This is a genomic window from Williamsia muralis (genome assembly GCF_002735905.1).
Taxonomy (GTDB): Bacteria; Actinomycetota; Actinomycetes; order Mycobacteriales; family Mycobacteriaceae; genus Williamsia; species Williamsia muralis_A.
Map to the genome: position 1 here is coordinate 386,476 of NZ_PEBD01000004.1, position 16,499 is coordinate 402,974.

General features: G+C 65.4%; 14 protein-coding genes. 10 read left to right on the forward strand and 4 right to left on the reverse strand.

Translation table 11 applies throughout. From position 1 onward, the window contains the following. Nucleotides 1–79: 79 nt before the first annotated feature. The 5 genes from CSW57_RS02485 to CSW57_RS02505 all read left to right on the forward strand — a co-directional run bounded on the left by CSW57_RS02485 (nt 80) and on the right by CSW57_RS02505 (nt 5,540). A complete protein-coding gene (locus CSW57_RS02485; RefSeq protein ID WP_223248994.1) occupies nt 80–598 on the forward strand; it encodes a DUF6764 family protein in 519 nt (172 codons plus the stop codon). 181 nt (nt 599–779) lie between these two features. Then, nucleotides 780–1,748, forward strand: coding sequence for a polyphosphate kinase 2 (gene ppk2, locus CSW57_RS02490; RefSeq protein WP_189339110.1), 969 nt, complete (start codon nt 780–782; stop codon nt 1,746–1,748). An 84-nt stretch (nt 1,749–1,832) separates the two neighbouring features. Then, nucleotides 1,833–2,657 carry a hypothetical protein gene (locus CSW57_RS02495; protein WP_099381303.1) on the forward strand — a complete coding sequence of 275 codons (825 nt, stop codon included), beginning with the start codon at nt 1,833–1,835 and terminating at the stop codon, nt 2,655–2,657. Nucleotides 2,658–2,711: 54 nt separating this feature from the next. Then, nucleotides 2,712–3,923 carry a DNA polymerase IV gene (gene dinB / locus CSW57_RS02500; RefSeq protein WP_099381304.1) on the forward strand — a complete coding sequence of 404 codons (1,212 nt, stop codon included), beginning with the start codon at nt 2,712–2,714 and terminating at the stop codon, nt 3,921–3,923. Between the two features lie 96 nt (nt 3,924–4,019). Beyond that, nucleotides 4,020–5,540, forward strand: coding sequence for a DUF2079 domain-containing protein (locus CSW57_RS02505; RefSeq protein ID WP_099381305.1), 1,521 nt, complete (start codon nt 4,020–4,022; stop codon nt 5,538–5,540). A 15-nt stretch (nt 5,541–5,555) separates the two neighbouring features. Here the strand turns inward: CSW57_RS02505 and CSW57_RS02510 are convergent, their stop codons facing one another. Together CSW57_RS02510 and CSW57_RS02515 are read right to left on the reverse strand one after the other, a co-directional pair. Next, a complete protein-coding gene (locus tag CSW57_RS02510; RefSeq protein ID WP_099381306.1) occupies nt 5,556–7,637 on the reverse strand; it encodes a prolyl oligopeptidase family serine peptidase in 2,082 nt (693 codons plus the stop codon). Between the two features lie 28 nt (nt 7,638–7,665). Beyond that, a complete protein-coding gene (locus tag CSW57_RS02515) occupies nt 7,666–8,868 on the reverse strand; it encodes an NADH:flavin oxidoreductase (RefSeq protein ID WP_099381307.1) in 1,203 nt (400 codons plus the stop codon). A gap of 181 nt (nt 8,869–9,049) precedes the next feature. Here CSW57_RS02515 and CSW57_RS24380 point away from each other — a divergent pair, with 181 nt between their 5' ends. From CSW57_RS24380 to CSW57_RS02525, 3 genes are all read left to right on the forward strand, one after another. Beyond that, nucleotides 9,050–9,214: a hypothetical protein gene (locus CSW57_RS24380; protein ID WP_189339111.1), complete on the forward strand. Its 165-nt coding sequence runs from the start codon at nt 9,050–9,052 to the stop codon at nt 9,212–9,214. Between the two features lie 99 nt (nt 9,215–9,313). Further along, a complete protein-coding gene (gene lpdA, locus CSW57_RS02520) occupies nt 9,314–10,699 on the forward strand; it encodes a dihydrolipoyl dehydrogenase (RefSeq protein ID WP_099381989.1) in 1,386 nt (461 codons plus the stop codon). Between the two features lie 7 nt (nt 10,700–10,706). Then, nucleotides 10,707–11,615 (forward strand): DNA-3-methyladenine glycosylase family protein, encoded by a 909-nt coding sequence (locus tag CSW57_RS02525; protein ID WP_099381308.1) that lies wholly within the window; start codon nt 10,707–10,709, stop codon nt 11,613–11,615. Between the two features lie 128 nt (nt 11,616–11,743). Here CSW57_RS02525 and CSW57_RS02535 read toward each other — a convergent pair whose 3' ends face one another. Further along, nucleotides 11,744–12,529 carry a DUF559 domain-containing protein gene (locus tag CSW57_RS02535; protein WP_189339112.1) on the reverse strand — a complete coding sequence of 262 codons (786 nt, stop codon included), beginning with the start codon at nt 12,527–12,529 and terminating at the stop codon, nt 11,744–11,746. 95 nt (nt 12,530–12,624) lie between these two features. On the opposite strand from CSW57_RS02535, the gene CSW57_RS02540 reads away from it, so the two are divergent. Further along, nucleotides 12,625–12,837 carry a hypothetical protein gene (locus CSW57_RS02540; RefSeq protein WP_099381311.1) on the forward strand — a complete coding sequence of 71 codons (213 nt, stop codon included), beginning with the start codon at nt 12,625–12,627 and terminating at the stop codon, nt 12,835–12,837. A gap of 54 nt (nt 12,838–12,891) precedes the next feature. Next, nucleotides 12,892–14,994 carry a RecQ family ATP-dependent DNA helicase gene (locus CSW57_RS02545; RefSeq protein ID WP_099381990.1) on the forward strand — a complete coding sequence of 701 codons (2,103 nt, stop codon included), beginning with the start codon at nt 12,892–12,894 and terminating at the stop codon, nt 14,992–14,994. Nucleotides 14,995–15,017: 23 nt separating this feature from the next. On the opposite strand, the gene CSW57_RS02550 is transcribed toward CSW57_RS02545, so the two are convergent. Beyond that, on the reverse strand, nt 15,018–16,448 hold the full coding sequence (locus tag CSW57_RS02550; RefSeq protein ID WP_099381312.1) for an amidase: 1,431 nt from the start codon (nt 16,446–16,448) through the stop codon (nt 15,018–15,020). Nucleotides 16,449–16,499: the final 51 nt, after the last annotated feature.

Here is a 16,499-nt window from a genome sequence, read left to right on the forward strand (position 1 = left end):
ACTGGATACGTGTGTTTCGTTCGTGATGGGATCAATGTTGTTCAGTAGCAATGTCTTTCGTGTTCGTCCTCGTGGCTTGGTGCGGGCGGGGGTGGCCGGGCTGATCGGTACCGCGGCGCTCGCGCTGGCCGGTCTTGCAGGGGCGGGTGGAGCATCGGCCGATCCGTTGACCTGTACTGCGGCCAACGGGCACAACGTGATTCAGACAGACGGGTACGGCGCGTGTGGAGCGAAGGCCGGCCCCGGCAGCTTTGCGCACGCTGAAGACCACAGCCGCAACGGCACAGCGGTCGCATCGTCGAACACCGGCGGAAACGCCAATGCATACAACCTGCAACCGAATACGTCGGCTCTGTCCGGTGCGGTGACGGGTGGCACGGGATACTCGATCACCACCGGGCCCGGCGGGATGGCCGTCAGCCAGGCTCGTGCGGGCGGTACGTCGATAGCGGTTGCCGGCTGGGGCGGTACGGCCTACTCGGGCCCTTACGGCACCACATGTTCGGGCAGCTTCGCCGCAGCGGTCGACACCTCGACTGGGCAGGCCTGCATCGGATCCGGCGGCATCTGGCTCTCCACCCCGCGGCCGGCCTCTTAGAACCCACACTGCGGGGGCAGAAATCAACCCCCGCACCTCCATGCGAAGGGCGGCGCCGATCACGGTGTCGCCCTTTGCCCTGTCTGGGTATCGGCGTCCGGCCGGTGTCGACCGTGACCGCATCACCGCCAGTTCACCCTTCGGCCATGTGACAGCGGTGCGTCCGGTTTAGTTTGGAGAGGTGAATGAAATTCTGCGCCTCTCGGATTTCGGGCCGGACCACCCTGACGTCGGTCCCGACTTCAGCGTCGTCGCCGGCCGCGAGGCCCTCCAAAAGATCGTCGACCTCGCCGACACCACCCAGTTCCTCGTCGACGACCGCGATGATGACGATCCCCGCCTCCTGACCCTTCCCGGGCGCAACGTCATCGACACCTGGCGTGAGGACTATCCGTACGACGAGCGCATGAGTCGCGACGAGTACGAGCTGGAGAAGCGGCTGCTGCAGATCGAGTTGCTGAAGTTCCAGAAGTGGAGCAAGCGCACGAGCAGCCGGCACGTGTTCGTCTTCGAAGGGCGCGATGCGGCGGGCAAGGGCGGCACCATCAAACGCTTCATGGAGCATCTGAATCCACGCGGTGCCCGGGTGGTCGCGCTGGAGAAGCCGTCCGAGCGTGAATCGACCCAGTGGTACTTCCAGCGATACGTGCAGCATCTGCCCGCCGCCGGGGAGATCGTCATGTTCGACCGCTCCTGGTACAACCGCACCGGTGTCGAGCGGGTGATGGGGTTCTGCACCGACGAACAGCACGCCCAGTTCCTGCGGCAGGCCCCGCTCTTCGAGGCCATGCTGATCGACGACGGGATGGATCTGGTGAAGTTCTGGTTCTCGGTGTCCCCGCTGGAACAGCGCACCCGCTTCGCGATTCGTCAGGTGGACCCGGTGCGTCAGTGGAAATTGTCGCCGATGGACATCGCGTCCCTGGACAAGTGGGACAAGTACACCGCCGCCAAAGAAGAGATGTTCGCGGAGACCGACACCGAAGAAGCGCCGTGGATCGTCGTCAAGAGCAATGACAAGAAGCGGGCCCGCATCAACGCGATGCGGTACGTGCTGAGCCTGTTCGACTACGACGACAAGGACGCCAACATCGTCGGCGAGCCGGATCCGCTCATCGTCGGCCGGGCACGCGATCTGCTGGGGGAGTAGACACCGATGGCACTCGCGAGCGGTCGTATGACGGTCATGGCCTGCCTACCGCGGTTCACGCCGCCCGATCTGTAACCTGGGCCGGTGCGCTCCTTCCTTGCCGCCGTGCTGTGCCTGGTCGCCATCGTCGCGGCCGCCGTCGCCGTGCCCGCGTTCTTCGTGAACGAGCGAGTTGTCGATCGTGACGGATTCCGGGAGACCGTGGCGCCGCTGGCCGACAACGCGACCGTGCAGCAGTACATCGCCGACGAGATCACCGCTCAGGTGTCGTCGCAGGCGCCCCTGGTCCCTGATGGCCTGATCGCCCCGCTCGCCGACACCTATACCAAGAGCGACAACTTCGAGCAGGACTTCGCCGACGCGATGATCCAGCAGCACGATTGGCTGTTCGAGGAGGCCACGCCCGAAAACGAGGGTGAGGTGATGTCTCTCGACCTGACGGCGATGGTCAACCGTGTCATCGCGGACGTGGGTTTCGGTGGCATCGAGATCAAGGGGCCGATCCTGGTGCCGCTGAGCGATTCTGCCCAGTCGGGACTCGAGGCAGGTCGGTACCACAATCTGGGCAACCAGATCGGTCTGCTCGCGATCAGCTCGTTGGTCATCGCGGTGGTCGCCACGGTGCTCGCCCTCGTGGTCGCACGACGGCGGGGCTTTGTGCTCTTGGCCGTGGGCTTCGGGGTGATCCTCGGCGGGATCGCGACCTGGCTCCTCGGGGAGGGCGTGCAACGACGGGCCCTCGACGAGGTCTCCGGCGCCGATGACTCGGCCCGGGAGGTCGCCGACATCATCGTCGACAAGGTCGTCGGTGACATGCAGGAGGTGGGTCTGATCGCCGTCGGCGCCGGCGTCGCCCTCGGTGCGGTGGGTCTGCTGATCTCGGTTGCGCTGGAGCGTCGCCGCTACTGACCCTCGCGTCGCGGCACGCACTCCACGCGTGGTGTCAGACCGGCATGCGAACATGTGTTCGTGTCCGAAGAGCAGCGGGAGCTGGCCAGCATCCTGCACGCCGACCTCGACTCCTTCTATGCCTCGGTCGAGCAGCGCGACCACCCCGAGCTGCGCGGCCGTCCGGTCATCGTGGGCGGTGGAGGCGTGGTCCTCGCGGCCAGCTACGAGGCCAAGGCACGCGGGGTGCGCACGCCGATGAACGGCCGCGAGGCGGTCGCCATGTGCCCGGACGCTGTGGTGATGCGGCCTCGTTTCGAGAGCTACGTCGAGGCCAGTCAGGCAGTCTTCGACATCTTCCGGGACACCACGCCGCTGGTGGAGGGCATCTCGATCGATGAGGCGTTCCTCGATGTCGGCGGCCTCTACCGGGTGAGTGGCTCGCCAGCCGAGATCGGCGCCCGACTACGCGAGCGGGTGAGGATCGAGGTCGGGCTGCCGATCACTGTCGGCATCGCGCGTACCAAGTTTCTCGCGAAGGTCGCCAGTGCGGTGGGAAAGCCGGACGGACTGCTCGAGGTGCCGCCGGGTGGTGAACTCGAGTTCCTGCACCCGTTGCCGGTCGAACGGCTCTGGGGTGTCGGGGCGGTGACATCGCGCAAGCTTCGCGACGCGGGCCTGTCCACCGTGGGCGACCTCGCGGCCGTTGGTCAGCCGACTCTCGCGTCGCTGCTCGGTCGCGGCGCCGGTTCACACCTGTATGCGCTGGCGATGGCACGCGATCCACGTCGGGTCGAGGTCGGGCGTCGTCGCCGGTCGATCGGGTCCCAGCGAGCGATGGGTAGGCGACCCAAAACCCAGGAGGATCTAGAGGCGTCCATGGTGGGCATCGTCGATCGGCTGGGTAAACGCCTGCGTAAAGCAGAACGCGTGTGTCGCACCGTGATCCTGCGGCTGCGGTTCGACGATTTCACCCGGGTGACGCGTTCACGAACTCTGTACGAACCCACCGACGGCACCCAGGTACTCATGACGGCGGCGCGTGCGCTGCTCGACGAAGCCATGCCGCTGATCCGGGACAAGGGCTGCACGCTGATCGGGTTGTCGTTGACGAACCTCGACAGCAACGACTCCATCCAGCTCGCGCTGCCGTTCGACGAGCACCATCAGGAGAAACTGGACATCACCATCGACGGGCTCAGGGACCGCTTCGGTGCCGGGGCAGTGACGCGAGCAGTTCTCATCGGACGCGATCAGGGCATGGCTGCACCGATGCTCCCCGACTGATATCGGCCGGCCGGGAGAGCTCGTAAAGGGATCGGGACCGTCAGCGCAAACACAGAATCTCGGGTTACGGTTGCTGAATGTCTTGGCAGGCGACCCATGGATGAGGTGACCGAGGTCCGCGCAACCCGCGCTGCGACGGACGTGTCGCCGCGGCAGTCGGACGGACCGGCTCCCGATTCGTCGACCTCCACCGTCGGGAGTGGTTCGGCGCGGACGCGACTCACCGACGTACTGATCGCGGTCCGCACGCCGCCGTGGATCTTGGCGCTCGCCACGTTCGCCGTGTTGGCGGCGATCTACTGCCTGTACTCGATCCAGCGCCACGAGCGTTTCGGCTCCACCGGGTGGGATCTGGGAATCTTCACGCAGGCAGTGAAGGCCTACGGGCACTTCCGCGCCCCCGTCGTGCCGCTCGAAGGCACCGACGTCAACCTCCTCGGAGATCATTTCCAGCCATGGATCGCTGTGATCGGACCGCTGTATCGGCTGTTCCCCACGCCGGTCACCTTGCTGGTCGTGCAGGGGCTCCTGTTCGCGCTCGCGGCGATACCGATCGTCCGGCTGGCGGCCACACGACTCGGCATGGCTGTCGGGGTCTTCACCGCGATCGCCTACGGGCTGGCATGGGGGATCGCCCAGGCACTGGCGTTCGACTTCCACGAGATCGCGCTCGCGGTGCCCCTGCTGGCGTTCAGCCTCGTCGCCGTGGTGGAAGAGCGTTGGCGGGCTGCCCTGCTGTACGCCCTGCCACTCGTCTTCTGCAAAGAGGATCTCGGCGTCACGGTTGTGGTGATCGCTGCCGTCGTCGCGCTGCGATTCGGCCGCGTGTCCTATCGATGGGCCGCCGGCACCGCGATCTGGGGCGCGGCTTGGACGCTGATCGCGGCCAAGGTGATCATCCCGGCGATGGGAAGCGGCGACTACACCTACGAGTCGAAGTTCGCCGACTCGCCGGCAGAGGGTGTACGCGGATTCATCATCGGGGTGTCGCAGGGTGACGCGCGTGCCTCCACCGCATTTCTCCTACTGGTGATCACACTGTTCCTGGCCGTTCGCTCACCGATCATCCTGGTGGCAGTGCCGACTCTGGCCTGGCGTTTCCTCAGCGTGAACCACCTGTACTGGGGCTTCGGCTTCCACTACAACGCGACGTTGATGCCCATCATGATCGTCGCGATGCTCGACGCCTTGATCAGATTGCGGGGGCGGTCGATGTCGCAACGTACCGTTGTCGGCTTCGCTGCAGCGGCTGCCGCGATCGCGGTGGTCCTGGCCTGGGCCGGGCCCCTGGACCGGCTCACCGAACGCGACTTCTATTCACGCGGCGACCAAGCGCAGGCCGTCGACGAGTTCGGCGCGACGATCCCCGACGGCCAATCCGTGGCCACCACCAACAACCTGGCTCCGCATCTCGTCGCCGATCACGAGGTGACCCTGTTCCCGAAGCAGAAGCGTGATCGTTCCACCGCGCAATGGATCATGGTGGACACCAACATCTCCGGACTTTTCCCGGCCAACAAGGCCGACACCAACAAGGCGCTCGAGAAGATCGAGGACAGCGGGCAGTACGTGCGCGTGGCGGCCGATGACGGTGTGGTGTTGCTCAGACTTCGCTGACCCGACCGGCCCGACTCATCCGCCCAATTTCTCCCACAGGAACTCGTAGGCGAGGGCTGACTTGAACGCGGCCTGCTTGTTGTCGGCGGCGCCGCCGTGCCCGCCTTCGATGTTCTCGTAGTAGTCCACGGAATGGCCGAGCTCCTCCATGCGTGCGACGAACTTACGTGCGTGGCCTGGATGCACCCGGTCGTCACGGGTGGAGGTGGTCATCAGAAGCGCCGGGTACGTCGCATCGGCCCGCAACAACTGGTAGGGCGAGTACTTGGAGATGAACTCCCACTGCTCGGGGTCGTCGGGGTCGCCGTACTCGGCCACCCATGACGCTCCTGCCAGCAGAAGGTGGTAGCGCCGCATGTCGAGAAGTGGAACCTGGCAGACCAAGGCGCCGAACAGTTCTGGGTAACTGGTGAGCATCACGCCCATCAGCAGCCCGCCGTTGGAACCGCCCTGTGCCGCGAGTTTGTCCGCGGTGGTGAGTCCCCGGTCGACGAGATCCTCTGCCACAGAAGCGAAATCCTCGTACACAAGATGCCTGCCCGCGAGCTGGGCCTGAGTGTGCCAGGTGGGACCGTATTCGCCGCCGCCGCGAATGTTCGCGATCACGTACACACCGCCACGGGCGATCCAGTTCCGACCCGATATCGCGCCGTACGCGGGTGTCATCGAGTTCTCGAAACCGCCGTATCCGTACAGCAGGGTCGGGCCCTGCGACACATCGTCCCGCTTGATCACGAAGTAAGGGATCTGCGTGCCGTCGTCCGACGTCGCGAAGTGTTGCGATGCGGACACCGTGGACGCGTCGAACAACTCGGGCGATTGCTTGATGGGGGCCACTCCGTCGGTGCTCGACCCGTGCAGCAGGCTCGGTGGGGTGGTGAAACTGCTTGCCGACAAGAACAATTCGTCGCTGTGGTCGGGGTCGGTGTCGAGCACGGAGATGGTGGCCAGTTCAGGTAGACCGGGCAGCTCGGACACCGACCAGTCGGTCACGCTCAGCAAACGTAGTTCGGTCTGCACGTCGCGCAGGGTCACCAAGACCAGGTGTGCAGAGGTGAACGAGAAGTTCTGCAGGCTGGTGTGGTCGTCGGGTGCGAAGAGCACTGTTCCTGTGCGGTCGCCCGCAAGGTACGACGGGTAGTCGAACACCACCAAGGTGCCGGTGGCGTAGGTCGATTCGCTCTGGTCCTGGTTGTGCACGCCCGGGTTCGCGAGGTTCCACGGTGAGCGGGTGAACACGAGCAACCAGTTGCGGTGCACACTGGTGTGCGCGTCGGTGGGGACGTCGATCAGGGTGGGCTCGCTGTCGGTGAGCTCGTAGAACTCCTGATTGAAGAAGTCGGTGGACCTGATCAGGAAATGTCGTTCGAATCCGATCGTGTCGTCGTACATCGCTTGTACGGCAACATCACTCGTTGCGCCCGTGTACACCGTCTCGGCTTGCTCGAGCGAGGTGCCACGTGACCAGCGCTTCACCACCCGCGGATAGCCCGAGTTGGTCAGGGACGACTCGCCGTCGGGCTGATCGCCGAAGTCTGTGCCGACGTAGACGGTGTCCTCGTCGATCCAGCTGATGTCGGATTTGTTCTCCGGGAGCTCGAAACCACCGTCATCGGCGGTGATCCAGGTGCGGGTTCGCAGATCGAACTCGCGGACGACCGACGCGTCGGCGCCCCCTCTGGACAGCAGGATCAAGGCCCGGCGATGGTCCGGCCGTAGGACGAGAGCGCCCTTCCACACCCAGTTCTCGCCTTCGTCGGCGGCGACCGTGTCGAGGTCGATGAGCACGTCCCACTCGGGTGAGTCGGTGCGGTATCCCTCGAGGGTCGTCCGGCGCCACAGTCCCCTCGGATTCGTCGCATCACGCCAGAAGTTGTAGAGGTGCTCGCCGCGGCGGCGTACGTAGGCGATGCGGTCGTCGGTGTCGAGCACCTCCAGCGCGGCGGCCTCCAGGTCGGCGAACCGACTGCTGGTGGTGAGGGCCTCGATCGTGGGCTGATTGTGCTCGCGCACCCACTTCAGAGCTTTCTCGCCGGTTACATCTTCGAGCCATAGATAGGGATCGGTGTCGCTCACCGGACCCAGTCTGCCGCACATGCGGTCCGTCGCCCGGCTCGCGTGACGATCAGGCCGGTGCCACGACGCCGCCGTGGGCAACCCGTTCACCCGTCCGGATGGGACACCGGGTGTGGGAGTAGATGGTGGGCATACACAGATTGCAGTGGATGCACTGCGACACCGTCGACGGATCGGCTTCGATGCGCAGCGGCAGATCGGGTTCGCGGAGCAGCGCCCGCCCCATCGCCACGAACTCGAAGCCTTCCGCCATGGCCGCGTCCATAGAAGTGCGGTCGGTGATCCCGCCGAGCAGGATCAGCGGCATGGAAACGGCCTCACGTAGTTGTCGGGAGAGCGGCAGGAGATAGCCGGGGTGGTAGTCGTACTCCTTGAGGAAGAAGGGCCCGACCGCCTTGAGCCCCCACCGCATCACGCCCTTGAACGAGGCAGCGAACTCCTTGCGGGGAGCATCCCCGTGGAACAGATACATCGGATTGAGAAGTGAACTGCCCGCGGTCGGTTCGAGGGCGTCGAGGTGCCCGTCGGATTCGAGGAGTCTGCCGACCTGGCAGGCCTCATCGACCTGCAGACTCCCGGGAAAGCCGTCATACATGCTGAGCTTCGCCCACACCGCGGCCTCATCGCCGACCTCATCGCGTACCGCCTCGGCGATCTCGCGGCAGAACCTGGCGCGGTTCACCAGGGATCCGCCGTACTCGTCGTGGCGGCGGTTCAGAAGTGGGCTGAGAAAACTGCTGGCCAGGTAGTTGTGGCCGAAGTGGATCTCGAGGCCGTCGAAACCGCTGTCCACGGCGATACGGGCTGCGCGGCGGAACTTCACGAGCATCGATGTGATGTCGTCGGTGGTGACCTTGCGGCACAGTGTGATGCCCATCGGCGCGGGAATCCGTGACGGCGCCAGGGCCTTGGCCTGATTCGAGATCGGGTTGGCCACGGGTCCTGCGTGACCCAATTGAGCTGCGGCGAGGGCGCCTTCGGCGTGGATCGCGTCGGTCAGTTTCTGCAGCCCGGGTATCGCTTCCGGTCGCATCCAGATCTGGTGGCGGTCGGTTCGGCCCTCGGGCGACACGGCGCAATAGGCGACCGTTGTCATCGCCACCCCGCCGGCTGCCACTTCCCGGTGGAACTCGATCAACTCGGGAGTGACCAGCGCCTCGGGCGTGGCGCCCTCGAAGGTGGCGCATTTGATCAGGCGATTCTTCAATCGCAGAGGACCTAGCGAGGCTGGTTCGAACGGTGTGGGCTGCACCCCTGGGACGGTAGCGCGGTTTGGGATCGCAAACAAGAACACGTTCTAGTTGGAGTGGGCGGCTGATCTCAATCCGGGCACGACCCGGCACCGAATCCTTGGTGAGACGATTTCGTTGCGTCGGCGAAGCGCCGTGGACAGGGCGATGTGCCGCACGCGCGCACCCAGCAGGAGCATGCAGATGAGTTCACAGCGAGATCGCGGGCAGCACGGGCGGGACGACGCGCGACGCCGGTCGGTGACCGACCTCCCGTTCGACCCCGGTGTCGACGACGCGGTCGCGGACACCGATGACGCTGACATGCCCAAGCGTCCTGACCGCTGGCTGTGGATCCCGACGTGCTGAACGCCCGCTGTGACCGGACGTGTTCGCTCTGAACGAAGACCTGCTCCCACTAGGGGTATCCGTCAGCGCCCGCAGGTGCGGCGACGTAGGGTGGACGTCGTGGCTGAACACTTTGACACAGTTGTCCTCGGCGGAGGTCCGGGAGGTTACGTCGCCGCGATCCGGCTGGCGCAACTCGGACAGAAGACCGCAGTAATCGAAGAGAAATATTGGGGCGGGGTGTGCCTCAACGTCGGATGCATCCCATCCAAGGCGTTGCTGCGTAACGCAGAGCTCGCGCACGTCTTCAATTATCAGGCCAAGACCTTCGGGATCTCCGGCGACGTCACCTTCGATTTCGGCGCTGCGTTCGACCGCAGCCGCCAGGTCGCGGACAAGATGGTCAAGGGCGTTCACTTCTTGATGAAGAAGAACAAGATCACCGAGATCGACGGGTTCGGCGAGTTCACCGACGCGAAGACCATCAAGGTCGGCGACCGTGAGATCACGTTCGACAATGTGATCATCTCGGTGGGCGCCACCGTGAAACTCCTTCCCGGCGTCGAGCTGTCGGAGAACGTGGTCACCTACGAAGACCAGATCCTCACCCGTGAGCTGCCCGACTCGATCGTCATCGTCGGCGCCGGCGCCATCGGTATGGAGTTCGGCTACGTGATGGCGAACTACGGGGTCGACGTCACCATCGTCGAGTTCCTCGACCGCGTCCTGCCGAACGAGGACAAGGACTCGTCGAAGGAACTGGCGAAGGCGTACAAGAAACTCGGTGTCAAGATCCTCACCTCCACCCGGGTGCAGTCGATCGACGACCAGGGCTCGCAGGTGGTCGTCAAGTACACCGACGCCAAGGACAAAGACGGAGAACTCACCGTCGACAAGGTACTGATGTCGGTGGGCTTCGCGCCCCGTCTGGACGGCTACGGCCTCGACAAGACCGGGGTTGAGACGACCGATCGCGGCGCCATCGCGATCGATGATCACATGCGGACCAACGTCGACGGCATCTACGCCATCGGTGACGTCACCGGCAAGCTGATGCTGGCGCATGTCGCCGAAGCGCAGGGTGTCGTGGCCGCAGAGACCATCGGCGATGCCGAGACGATGATCATCGACGACTACCGGATGATGCCGCGCGCCACCTTCTGCCAGCCGCAGGTCGCGTCGTTCGGACTGACCGAGGACCAGGCGAAAGAAGAAGGCTACGACGTCAAGGTGTCCACCTTCCCGTTCACGGCAAACGGCAAGGCGCAGGGGCTCGGCGAGCCGACCGGCTTCGTCAAGCTCATCACCGACAACACCCACGGTGAGCTGATCGGCGGGCACCTCGTGGGCGACAACGTCTCCGAGATGCTGCCCGAGCTCACGCTGGCCCAGAAGTGGGATCTGACGGCGACCGAGTTGGCGCGGAACGTGCACACCCACCCGACGATGTCCGAGGCGATGCAGGAAACCTTCCACGGTGCCATCGGGCACATGATCAACCTCTAGACATCTCATGTCGATCGTAGGGCCCGGCGAGATCTCGCCGGGCCCCACGCATTTGTCTCGCGAGTGGATTCCGCGGGGGCCGTTGAACATTCGTGCGACGTTGAGTCTGCATCGTCGCGGTAGCAGTGATCCGTCGTTCAAGTACGCGCCGAACGGGTCGATCTGGCGGGCGATTCACACGCCCGATGGGCCCGGCACACTGGCCGTGTCGCGGTCGGGCAATTCGGTATTGGGCAGAGCGTGGGGACCCGGCGCGGAGTGGTTGCTCGACCAGATGCCCCAGATGCTGGGCAGCGAGGACAACGCCGACGAGTTCGTCGCGCATCACGATGTGATCGCCGGGCTGGCACATCAGGGTCAGGGGCTGCGCATCGGCCGCACCGACCGGGTGTGGGAGGCGCTGGCCGCAGCCGTTCTGGAGCAGAAGGTGACCGGCCGCGAAGCCTGGCGGGCCTGGCGGTACATCGTGCGCAAGTACGGCGAACCCGCGCCCGGCTCGCCGAGCATGAAGGTGCCGCCGCCGCAGCAGGTGTGGCGCGAGATCCCACAATGGGAGTGGCACGCCAGCGGTGCCGAACCGGCCCGGCGCAAGACCATCGTCCGGGCCGCAGGTTATGACGTGGAACGCAAGGCCGACAAACTCCACCTGCTCCAAGGGGTCGGGCCGTGGACGGCCGCCGAAACGAGGGTTCGCGCGGTCGGTGACGCGGACGCGGTGCCGGTCGGGGACTATCACATCCCCTCCCAGGTCGGCCACACGCTCATCGGTGCGGCGATCGACGACGACCGCATGCTGGAACTACTCGAACCCTATGCGGGACATCGCTACCGGGTGATCCGGCTCATCGAGCTGTACATGCCGATGCCCGCCCGTCGCGGTCCGCGGATGTACACACGCGATTACCGCAACATGTAGCCCCGACCGTGCCGAAACTCCCGTTGACCGTGCCGATACTTCCGTCGACCGTGCCGATACTCCCGTCGACCGGGCCGAAACTGCCGTCGACCGGGCCGAAACTGCCGTCGACCGTGCCGATGCTCCCGTCAGCGGTAAGCACCGCAGGCACGCAGTGCGGTTTCGATCTCACCAACGAGATCCTGGGGATACTCGCGTAGACGTTCTGCCGTGACCCGGATGATCGTCCATCCCAACCTGGCCAGTCGGCGGTCCCGCTGTTCGTCGTGGTGCTTCTGCTCGGCCGAACTGTGGAACTCGGCGCCGTCGAACTCTATGCCGAGCTTGAATCGGCGATATCCCAGGTCAAGACGTGCGAACTCCACCCCGTCCGAGTCGTGTACGACGATTTGCGATTCTGGCCGCGGCAATCCTCCTTCGACGATGAGCAATCGCATCCAGCTCTCAGGAGGTGACTCGGACGCCGGATCGATATGTGGGATCAACGCACGAATCTGTCGGATACCTCGGGTGTCGGGATGGTCGACCACGTAACGCCACAGGGCCTTCACGTCGAGACCGGTTGACTGGACCATGTCGTCGAGATGGCCGAGGGCTCGCCATCTAGGTGGCCGTCGGCCCAGGTCGTACGCAGTCCGGATCGGGTTAGTAACCCTCAGTCCGTCGATCGTGGTGACGTCGGTGGGCGCCAGATCGGAGCGATGTACGCGAACACCACCTCGATGACGTCCCTGTCCGGTCGAGTTCCTGCAGATCTCGATCGGCGATTCGTCGTCGTACCAGGTGACGCCGTGCAGAAATGCTGCCGACAAACCGAAGACCACGGCCCCTGGACCTGCGCGAAGGACCGCCCCCTGAATGCCGTCCAAAGGGCCCATCTTCTTGGCCGGACTGATCCGGACACCGCGATGCATCCGCCGAAACTCTCTGTCTACGAGGGCCTTCGAGATCCCGCCCGCACGAGCGGCATCCGGTCCCCAGAATGGTCGATCTCCGAGTGTCATTACGCATGGACGTCATCGCCGGCGTGCTGGTTCCTTCGATATGCCGTGACGACTTCCGGGCTATCGCTCAGGAGTCACCATTAGATGCGACCTTGGGCCCGGTCAACGGGCGTTTCGGCACGGTCAACAGCAATTTCGGCCCGGTCGACGGGCGTTTGGGCACGGTCGACGGTGTTTTGGGCCCGGTCGGCGGGCGTTTCGGCCCGGTCGGCGGATGATCTGGCGCCGATGGCGACGTTGTCGTAGAACCAGGGCACGATGGGGCGATGACCATGGGAACCGGAACCACAGCCACGCGTGCGCAGGCCCAAGAGATCCTCGAGCAACTGGCAGGCTCGGCCGCGACGTTGCGCGACGACCAGTGGACCGCGATCGAGGCGCTGGTCGTGCAGCGGCGACGCGCGCTTGTGGTGCAACGCACGGGCTGGGGAAAATCCGCTGTCTACTTCATCGCGGCCAAGCTTCTGCGCGCCGAGGGCCGGGGCGCCACGGTGATCGTCTCGCCGCTGCTGGCTCTGATGCGCAACCAGGTCGCGTCGGCAGAGCGGGCCGGCGTCAAGGCCGCGACCATCAACTCGGGCAATGTCACCGAGTGGGACGACATCCACCAGCGGGTGGCCGAGGGTGACCTCGACGTCCTCCTCGTGAGTCCGGAGCGCTTGAACAACCCGGACTTCCGCGACAACGTGCTCCCGTCTCTCGCCGCCGATGCCGGGCTCGTGGTGGTGGACGAGGCGCATTGTGTGTCGGACTGGGGCCACGACTTCCGGCCTGACTACCGGCGGATCCGCACACTGGTTGCCGAACTGGGTACGGATGTGCCGGTGCTCGCCACCACCGCGACCGCCAACGACCGGGTGGTCGACGACGTGGCCGCCCAGCTCGGGGTGGGTGGCGGCGACACGCTGGTGCTGCGTGGTGGCCTCGACCGCGAGTCGCTGCACCTGTCGGTGGTGAAGGTCTCGACTTCGGCCGAGCGGGTGGCTTGGCTTGCCGCACACATCGGTTCGATCGAAGGATCGGGCATTATCTACACGCTCACCGTCTCGGCGGCCCGCGATGTGGCGACGCTGCTCACCGACATGGGCCATCAGGTCGCGGCCTACACAGGATCCACCGATGCGGCCGAGCGGGAACAGCTCGAGGCCGACCTCCTCGCGAATCGGGTGAAGGCCTTGGTGGCCACCTCGGCCCTCGGCATGGGCTTCGACAAGCCGGACCTCGGCTTTGTCATCCACCTCGGCGCGCCGTCATCGCCGATCGCCTACTACCAGCAGGTCGGCCGCGCGGGCCGCTCCACGGCGAGCGCCGAGGTGATCCTGCTGCCGGGCAGCGAAGATCAGGAGATCTGGCGCTACTTCGCGTCGGTGGCCTTTCCCCCGGAAGCGTTGGTGCGCAGGGTCATCGAGGCGCTCGACACCGAGCGACCACAATCGACACCGGCGTTGGAGCCGCTGGTCGACCTCGGCCGGTCGCGGCTGGAGATGGTGCTCAAGGTGCTCGACGTCGACGGGGCGGTTCGACGGGTCAAGGGCGGCTGGCTGGGAACCGGTCAGCCGTGGACGTACGACGAGGCGCGGTACGAGAAGCTCGAGCAGGCGCGCCGCCGCGAACAGCAGGCGATGCTCGACTACCAGGACACCGATGGGTGCCGGATGGCGTTCCTGAGGGAACAGTTGGACGACCCCGAGCTGGAGTCGGGCAGCAAGTGCGGGCGGTGTGACAACTGTGCGGGACAACGGTATTCGGCCGACGTCGACCGGGCAGCACTGGATGCGGCCCGCGAACAGTTGCAACGGCCGGGCGTCGAACTGGCCCCACGCAAGCAATGGCCGTCGGGGATGAAGAAGCTCGGTGTAGAGCTGTCCGGCAAGATCAAAGACGGCCCCGAGATGGGCCGGGTCATCGGGCGTCTCACCGACCTGGGCTGGGGCACACGCCTGCGCCGGTTGCTCGACGAGCCGGACGCCCCGGCCCCGGAAGAAGTGATCAAGGCAGCCGTCGCAGTTCTGGCGGCGTGGCCCTGGCAGAACCGGCCCACAGCCATCATGGGGCTGGACTCTGACACCCACCCGATCCTGATCGGTTCGGTCACCGACCGCTTGTCGGAACTGGGCCGACTGACCAACCTCGGCACGCTGCGGTACGCGCCCGACCGTCGGCCGGTGACTGCTGCCAACTCCGCATATCGCGTTGCCGCACTTGCCGACTCGTGGATCGACCCAGACCCGGCAGTGCTCTCCGAGGTGGCGGGGCCAGTGCTGCTGGTCGACGACATCGCCGACACCGGATGGACCTTGACGATGGCCGCCCGCCAGGTACGCCGGGCCGGTGCGAGCGAGGTGCTGCCGTTCGCGCTGGCAAGTGTGAGCTAGTCGCCGCCGAAGTGCGGGGTGGCTCAGCCGGTTGCCTGCACCTGGTCCTGGATACGGGCAAAGGGACGCGCTGCCTCGAGCTCGAACGCCAATTCCAGCAGGGTTCGTTCGTCACCATGTGCCGCAGAGAAGTGGACTCCGATGGGCAGGCCGCCGGTGGTGCGACCCAGCGGTAGCGACATGGCCGGTCCACCGGCTGCGTTGTTCAACGGAGTGAAGCTCACGTAGTTCACCAAGCGTGGGAACATCACGTCGAATCCGGCTGCGGGGGAGAGGTATCCGAGCTCCGGGGTGGTGTGTCCGAGAACCGGTGACAGCACGATGTCGAGGTCGGTGAATGCCTCGCGGTACTGGCGCTCGCTTCTCTTGAGGCCACGGATCGACAACGGCGTCAGCCATGGCCGGCGAACGAATTGCCGCGCCAGGCCTTTGGTCAGCGAGTCCGTCTTCGACTTGTCGAACGGAGAGCCCGTCACCCGACCGCCGAAATGCTGGGTGGAGAAGGCCATCAGAGCCCAGTAGTGGATGAAGTCGCGGACAAAGGTCTGATCGGTGGGAATCGTGATGTCGCGGACGTCGTGACCGAGAGATGCCAGCAGCGCTGCCGTGTCGTCGACGGCCGATTTGGTCTCCGCGTCGGTGGGCTCGCCTGCGATGGAATCGGTGATCAATCCGATCCGCAGACGTCGCTCGGATGGGCCTTCCACCTTGCCCACGCGGGGCAACCTCGCGGCGGGCCGGAACTGTTCGATTGCTGCGACGAACGCAGCGGTGTCGCGCACGGTACGGGTCACCGCGTTGTTCGACACGATGTCGACCGGCATCTGCTTGCCCTGCAACGACTGCACCTCGCGGCCGCGCGTCAGTTTGAGGCCGACCAGTCCGCATGCGGCAGCCGGAATACGGATTGACCCGCCGCCGTCGTTGGCGTGAGCGATCGGCACCACCCCTGCAGCGACCAGGGCGGCCGACCCGCCCGATGAGGCACCGGCGGAATACGCGGTGTTCCACGGATTTCGGGTGGGCGGCAGGTGCTGGAACTCGGTGGTCGCGTTGAAGCCGAACTCGGGCAGGGTGGTCTTGCCCAGCATCGTCATGCCTGAGGCGAGGTACTGCTCGGCGTATGGCTCCGTGGTGGCCTTGACCTTCGGGTGAACGGCTTCGGAGCCGTGGCCCGTCGGCAGGCCGGCGATATCGGTGTTGTCTTTGATGAAGGTGGGGACCCCAGCGAAAACCCCGCCGGCCGGCCGTTCGGAAGCAGTGCGGGCGCGGTCGTAGTCCGTCACCACGATCGCGTTGAGTGCGGGATTCACCTTCTCAGCACGGGCGATGGCGGCGTCGGCGGCCTCGCGCGCGCTGATCTCACCTGCGGCGATCGCTGCGGCCAGAGACGTGGCGTCGTGTTCGCCGAGCGCGTCGTCGGTGAACGCATGGACGTGGGTTCGGTCGGTCATGGACTCACGCTAGCCGACCGATATTGGTAAGACCACTTGACCTATAGCCAG

What these genes read in the sequence shown, in the direction of transcription:
- CSW57_RS02505 (WP_099381305.1), top strand. Translation starts at nt 4,020, where the DNA reads ATGGATGAGGTGACCGAGGTCCGCGCAACCCGCGCTGCGACGGACGTG.
- CSW57_RS02545 (WP_099381990.1), top strand. Translation starts at nt 12,892, where the DNA reads ATGGGAACCGGAACCACAGCCACGCGTGCGCAGGCCCAAGAGATCCTC.
- CSW57_RS02540 (WP_099381311.1), top strand. Translation starts at nt 12,625, where the DNA reads ATGGACGTCATCGCCGGCGTGCTGGTTCCTTCGATATGCCGTGACGAC.
- CSW57_RS24380 (WP_189339111.1), top strand. Translation starts at nt 9,050, where the DNA reads ATGAGTTCACAGCGAGATCGCGGGCAGCACGGGCGGGACGACGCGCGA.
- CSW57_RS02535 (WP_189339112.1), bottom strand. Translation starts at nt 12,529, where the DNA reads ATGCATCGCGGTGTCCGGATCAGTCCGGCCAAGAAGATGGGCCCTTTG.
- CSW57_RS02550 (WP_099381312.1), bottom strand. Translation starts at nt 16,448, where the DNA reads ATGACCGACCGAACCCACGTCCATGCGTTCACCGACGACGCGCTCGGC.
- CSW57_RS02510 (WP_099381306.1), bottom strand. Translation starts at nt 7,637, where the DNA reads ATGTGCGGCAGACTGGGTCCGGTGAGCGACACCGATCCCTATCTATGG.
- CSW57_RS02525 (WP_099381308.1), top strand. Translation starts at nt 10,707, where the DNA reads ATGTCGATCGTAGGGCCCGGCGAGATCTCGCCGGGCCCCACGCATTTG.